This window comes from Desulfobacter sp. (assembly GCF_050177295.1).
Genome location: NZ_JBFXHE010000145.1, coordinates 1 through 1459 on the forward strand (window position 1 = coordinate 1; position 1459 = coordinate 1459).

A 1459-nucleotide genomic window follows, 5' to 3' on the forward strand; every position below is an offset into this window, starting at 1 on the left:
ATTAATTAACAACCCTATTTTAATATGGGCTAATTTCATATAGGTTAACAATTGAGCCCTATGGATATTTTTTATTTGTTCAACACTTTTTAATTCAAGGATAAGCCTGTCTTCTACTAACAAATCAATCCGGTATCCACAATCAATTCGGACACTTTTATAAATGACAGGAAGAGGGTGCTGCAGTTTGAAAGATATGTTATCTTTACTTAATTCATGCGCAAGGCATTGTTCATAGGTAGACTCAAGTAAGCCTGGTCCAAGTTCCCGATGGACTTCGATGGCGTGGCCGATAACGTGATTAGATAGTTCATCAAACCCCATTCTTCGTGTCCTTCGTGATCTTCGTGGTGAATTAATGAATAAATATTATTAGAATAATATCCTGGCTGCCGCCTGGATGGCAAGGGAGAATTTTAACTACTGGGTTTTGATTTTTACACGCGAGTACCCTGAAAAAACTGCACAACTTTTTTCGTTCTTATTCCCACAATGGCGGAAGGGCCGCCAATTAAATCCGCCGTATAATTTTCCCTGTTTCAGTCCACTCAAATTTTTCCTTAAACACAATATTTTTTGGTCTCTCGTAGCGATCCAGGCGCTGGATAAAAAAGGCTTCCAGCTTTTTTTCAAGTTGTTCATCTGCCCGGGCCTCAATGGCCAGAACAATCCTGTGCCCCAGGGTTTCATCGGGCAGGGCCCCGATGAAAAACGGATATTCAATAAGATCTTCCAGTTTTTTTTCCAGGGTTTCGGGAAAATACTTTATGCTGCCGGAGATGATCACATGATCGGCCCGGCCCAGGATCCGGAAGGTTTTATTGTCGTCAAGCTCAGCCAGGTCGTTGGTGAAAAGGCGCGGTCCGTCCAGGCCCGGCATGTTAATGGTCAGGCAGCCCTTTTGTGACAGTCCCACCTCAATGCCCTGAAGACAGTGAAAACGGTCAGATGCGTCCTGGCCGTTTATCCGGCAAAGGGCGATGTGCGTGGCGGTTTCTGTCATGCCGTAGCTTGCAAAACAGGCTGTGGGCACATTCCCAAGTCCGGTTTCAAGCGGTGCCGGAAGGGCTGAACCGCCGATAAGCAGTGCGTTAAGGCCTTCAAACCGTTTTGGGTTATCCAGCAGTTTTGTCACCTGGTTGGGCACCATGGCGGCAAACACGAAGGGATTATCCCGGCATTGGACCAGAAAGGAAAAGTCGTCGCTTGGCTCGGCAGTGCAAAGGTCAAGCTGCCCTAAAAGCGCCCGGATCACCATCAGCTTTCCGGCAATATACCTTAAAGGCAGGCACAAAAGAATGCGCTGCCCGGGTTCCAGCCGGAAAAAACGGATGGTGCGCACGGCACTTTGGGCCACAAACGGCTTGTCCAGAAAGATGGGTTTGGGAGGCCCTGTGCTGCCCGAGGTATGGACGGTGATGGCGTGTTCCGGCCCATACCATTGGGACAGAAAATCAAT

Annotated in this window: 2 protein-coding genes; both read right to left on the reverse strand. The window is 47.8% G+C overall.

Features of this window, described 5'->3' with window-relative positions; translation table 11 throughout:
- The coding region (locus tag AB7U36_RS11610; protein ID WP_428159936.1) for a GxxExxY protein at positions 1 to 324 on the reverse strand (324 nt) is incomplete at its 3' end.
- A 187-nt stretch (positions 325 to 511) separates the two neighbouring features.
- A partial coding sequence (locus AB7U36_RS11615) for an AMP-binding protein (RefSeq protein ID WP_428159937.1) occupies positions 512 to 1459 on the reverse strand: 948 nt, incomplete at its 5' end.